The following is a 4,353-nucleotide window of genomic DNA, read 5'->3' as shown; positions in this document are numbered from 1 at the left end:
CGCTACTTAGTGTACCCCCCGCCGCGGCCGCCCGGCGCCCCCCCCCCCCCCCCCGGGGGCCCCCCCCCCCCCCCCCCCCGGCCCCGGGCGCCCCCCCCCGCGGGCAGCTCATGGGGCTGCCGGCTTACTCAGCGCCGGACAGGGCCTACTCGCCCAGCGCGGCGCGCGCGTCGACGAAGGCGGCGACGGCGCGCTCGACGTCCTCGGTGGAGTGCGCGGCGGACAGCTGCACCCGGATCCGGGCCTGGCCGTGCGGGACCACCGGGAACGAGAAGCCGATCACGTACACGCCGCGCTCCAGCAGCAGTTCGGCGAGCCGGCCGGCCTTGGCCGCGTCGCCGATCATCACCGGGGCGATCGGGTGGTCGCCCGGCAGGATCTCGAAGCCGGCCTCGGTCATCCTGCTGCGGAACAGCGCCGTGTTGGCCGCCAGCCGCTCGCGCAGCTCGTTGGACTGCTCGACCAGGTCGAGCACCTTCAGCGAGGCCGCCGCGATCACCGGGGCGAGCGAGTTGGAGAACAGGTACGGGCGGGAGCGCTGGCGCAGCAGGGCGACGATCTCCCGGCGGGCGGCGACGTAGCCGCCGGAGGCGCCGCCGAGCGCCTTGCCGAGGGTGCCGGTGATGATGTCCACGCGGTCCATCACGCCGTGCAGTTCGGGGGTGCCGCGGCCGCCGGGGCCGACGAAGCCGACGGCGTGCGAATCGTCGACCATGACCATGGCGTCGTAGCGGTCGGCCAGGTCGCAGATCTCGCGCAGCGGGGCGACGTAGCCGTCCATCGAGAACACGCCGTCGGTGACGATCAGGCGGCGGCGGGCGTCCTGGGTCTCCTTGAGCTGCTGCTCCAGGTCGGCCAGGTCGCGGTTGGCGTAGCGGTGGCGGCGGGCCTTGCTGAGCCGGATGCCGTCGATGATGCTCGCGTGGTTGAGCGCGTCGGAGATGACGGCGTCGCGGTCGTCGAGCAGGGTCTCGAAGACGCCGCCGTTGGCGTCGAAGCAGGAGGAGTACAGGATGGTGTCCTCCTGGCCCAGGAAGGCCGAGAGCCGGTCCTCCAGCGCCTTGTGGACGTCCTGGGTGCCGCAGATGAAGCGCACCGAGGCCATGCCGTAGCCCCAGCGGTCCAGCGCGTCCTTGGCGGCGGCGAGCACCTCGGGGTGGTCGGCCAGGCCGAGGTAGTTGTTGGCGCAGAAGTTCAGCACCTCACCGGGGCGGCCGCCGCCGGTGACGGTGACCGCGGCGCTCTGCGGGGTGCCGATGACCCGCTCGGGCTTGAAGAGCCCGGCCTCGCGGATCTCGTCGAGGGTGATGGCGATGTCGGCGCGCACGTTGTCGAACACTGCGGACTCCTAACGAGGACGAACGGGGGGGCTCAGGCGGTCCAGTCGAGGATGATCTTGCCGCAGCGGCCGCTGGCGGCCTCGTCGAAGGCGGCCGCGAAGTCGTCGGCGGCGTACCGGCCGGTGATCACCGGGGCGAGGTCCAGCCCGCCCTCCAGCAGCACGGACATCGCGTACCAGGTCTCGAACATCTCGCGGCCGTAGATGCCCTTGATGGTGAGCATCGAGGTGACGACCGAGGCCCAGTCGATCGGGAACTGCTCGGCGGGCAGGCCGAGCACGGCGATCTTCCCGCCGTGGGTCATGTTGGCGATCATCGACTGCATCGCCTCGGGGCGGCCGGACATCTCCAGGCCGACGTCGAAGCCCTCGCGCAGGCCGAGCTTCTGCTGGCCCTCCTCGATGGTGTGCTCGGCGACGTTCAGCGCCAGCGTGACGCCGACCTCCCGGGCCAGGTCGAGGCGGTACGGGGAGACGTCGGTGATCATCACGTTGCGGGCGCCGGCGTGCTTGGCGACGGCGGCCGCCATGATGCCGATCGGGCCCGCGCCGGTGATCAGCACGTCCTCGCCGACCAGCGGGAAGGAGAGCGCGGTGTGGACGGCGTTGCCGAACGGGTCGAAGATCGCGGCCACGTCCAGGTCGACCGGCACCCGGTGCACCCAGACGTTGGAGGCGGGCAGGGCCACGTACTCGGCGAAGGCGCCGTCCCGGCCGACGCCGAGGCCGACCGTGTTGCGGCACAGGTGGCGGCGGCCGGCCTGGCAGTTGCGGCACTTGCCGCAGACCAGGTGGCCCTCGCCGCTGACCCGGTCGCCGACCGCGATGTCCGCGACGCCGGCACCGATCTCGGCGACCTCGCCGACGAACTCGTGGCCGAGCACCAGCGGGGTCGTGATGGTCTGCTGGGCCCAGCCGTCCCAGTTGCGGATGTGCAGGTCGGTGCCGCAGATGCCGGTCCGCAGCACCTTGATCAGCACCTCGCCGGGGCCGATCTCCGGCTTCGGGACGTCCACCAGCCAGAGCCCGGGCTCGGCCTTCTGCTTGACGAGTGCCTTCACGGGCGACGGCTCCTGACGTGCGAGTGGGGCGGCCTTCGCGGGTGGGCAGGCCGAGTGGCCCCGGTGTGGCCGTTCCTGGCGGACGCGTTCCGGGCAGGCAGCAATCTGCCTGGTCAGGGTGGGTTCGGTCCATCGAGGAATTCTTAAGGGCGGCCACAGCTGGGCTAAACGATCGTGCCCGAGCTGGGGCCGGGGGCGGGTGCGGCATGCCGGTGCTCACCTGTTCGGCCGAGCGCGAGCCCGCTTCCGCGACACCAATCCCCCAGTGGGCACCGGTCCTTGACAACACGGGAGGCAATGTGCGCCAGCCGGCTGGGGCAGTCGGCTGACCGCTGGGTCCGTTCGGGTCAGCCCCGCGGCGGCCGACGCGCGGGGCCGCACCGGCGGTGCTTACGGTGGCGGCGCTCCCCCGTCGGCCTCGTGGAGCAGCGCTCCGGGGCCGTCCGCCGCAGAGAGGCGCCTCGACCTATGACCACGATCCGACGGCCGCATCCGGCCGCGTCCCGTTCCACCCGCCGAGCGGCCTGCGCCGCCCTGGTGCTGACCGGCCTGCTCGCGACCGCGGCCTGCTCCGGCGGGTCGCCGCCGAACCGGCCGGCCGGCGGCGCGGCCCTCACCGCCGAGCCGGCCGCGCTCAGCCCGTCCGCATCGGGCTCGGGCGCGGCCGGCGGCTCGGCCGGCGCGGTGGTGCCGCTGACCCCCGACGTCGCCAACCAGCTGGACGCCGCGATCAAGCAGGTGCTGGGCCAGACCTCCACCCCGGGCGTGATCGTCGGGATCACCACCCCCGACGGCAGCTACCAGCGGGCCTTCGGCCAGGCCGACAAGTCCGGCACCCCGATGTCGCCCGATCTGAACATGCGGATCGGCAGCGTGACCAAGACCTTCACGGCGACCGGCGTGCTGCGGCTGGTCGACCAGGGCAAGGTGGGCCTGGACGACCCGGTCTCCAAGTACGTGGACGGCGTGCCCGGCGGCGACACCATCACCATCCGCCAGCTCGCCGGGATGCGCAGCGGCCTGTTCCCGTACACCTCCGACCCGGACTTCGTGAACGCGCTGATCAGCGACCCGAACCGGGTGTTCACGCCCGACCAGCTGCTCGCCTACGGGTACAAGCACCCGGCGAACTTCCCGCCGGGCAGCAAGTTCCAGTACAGCAACAGCAACTACATCCTGCTCGGCAAGGTCATCGAGAAGGCCGGCGGGGAGCCCGTGGACCAGTTCCTCAAGGACCAGGTGTTCAGCCAGGCCGGGCTGAACGGGACGGTCTTCCCGACCGACGCGACCTTCCCCGACCCGCACGCCCGCGGCTACACCGACCAGACACCCAACGGCCAGACCACGGACGCCACCGACTGGAACCCGTCCTGGGCCTGGTCGGCCGGAGCGGTCATCTCCAACCTCACCGACCTGCAGAACTGGACGAAGTCCCTGGCCACCGGCTCCCTGCTGAAGCAGGACACCCAGTCCCAGCGGTTGAAGACCCAGCCGACCGGCGACCCCGGCGTCGGCTACGGCCTCGGGCTGTTCAACAACAACGGGTGGATCGGGCACAACGGCTCGCTGCCCGGTTACGAGACCGTGGCGGTGTACCTGCCGCAGTCCCAGGCCACCTTGGTGGTGCTGCTCAACACCGATGTGCCGTACCGGGGTTCGGAGCCGTCCTCGCTGTTCGCGAAGGCGATCACGCAGATCGTCTCGCCGAAGAACGTCTACTCGATCCCGCCGATGAACACGGCCTCGCCGTCGGCCTCGTCCTCGGGGTCCGCGTCACCGTCGCCCTCACTCTCGCCCTCTGGATCGGGGTCGGCCTCGTCCCCGGCCTCGCCCGGCGCCCCGGGGTCCCCCTCCGGCGCGCCGACCACGGTCAACGCCTGAGCGCCAGACCGCCTGAACGCCTGAACGTCTGAATGCCAGACCCGTCGGAGGCCCGGCCCGGATCACCGGGCC

3 protein-coding genes are annotated in these 4,353 nt (G+C 72.2%); 1 reads left to right on the top strand and 2 read right to left on the bottom strand.

The annotated features are described in order from the left end of the window. Positions 1 to 145: 145 nt before the first annotated feature. Complete coding sequence (locus ACFV61_RS34770) at positions 146 to 1,339, bottom strand: glycine C-acetyltransferase (protein WP_063346236.1); 1,194 nt, start codon at positions 1,337 to 1,339, stop codon at positions 146 to 148. 32 nt (positions 1,340 to 1,371) lie between these two features. Beyond that, complete coding sequence (tdh, locus tag ACFV61_RS34765) at positions 1,372 to 2,400, bottom strand: L-threonine 3-dehydrogenase (protein ID WP_063346237.1); 1,029 nt, start codon at positions 2,398 to 2,400, stop codon at positions 1,372 to 1,374. Between the two features lie 468 nt (positions 2,401 to 2,868). Here tdh and ACFV61_RS34760 point away from each other — a divergent pair, with 468 nt between their 5' ends. After that, complete coding sequence (locus tag ACFV61_RS34760) at positions 2,869 to 4,281, top strand: serine hydrolase domain-containing protein (protein ID WP_380496095.1); 1,413 nt, start codon at positions 2,869 to 2,871, stop codon at positions 4,279 to 4,281. Positions 4,282 to 4,353 lie beyond the last annotated feature (72 nt).

The organism is Kitasatospora sp. NPDC059817 (assembly GCF_042731835.1).
Lineage (GTDB): Bacteria > Actinomycetota > Actinomycetes > Streptomycetales > Streptomycetaceae > Kitasatospora.
Note: the sequence above shows the minus strand (reverse complement) of the source record. Positions and strands in the feature narration are given on the sequence as shown.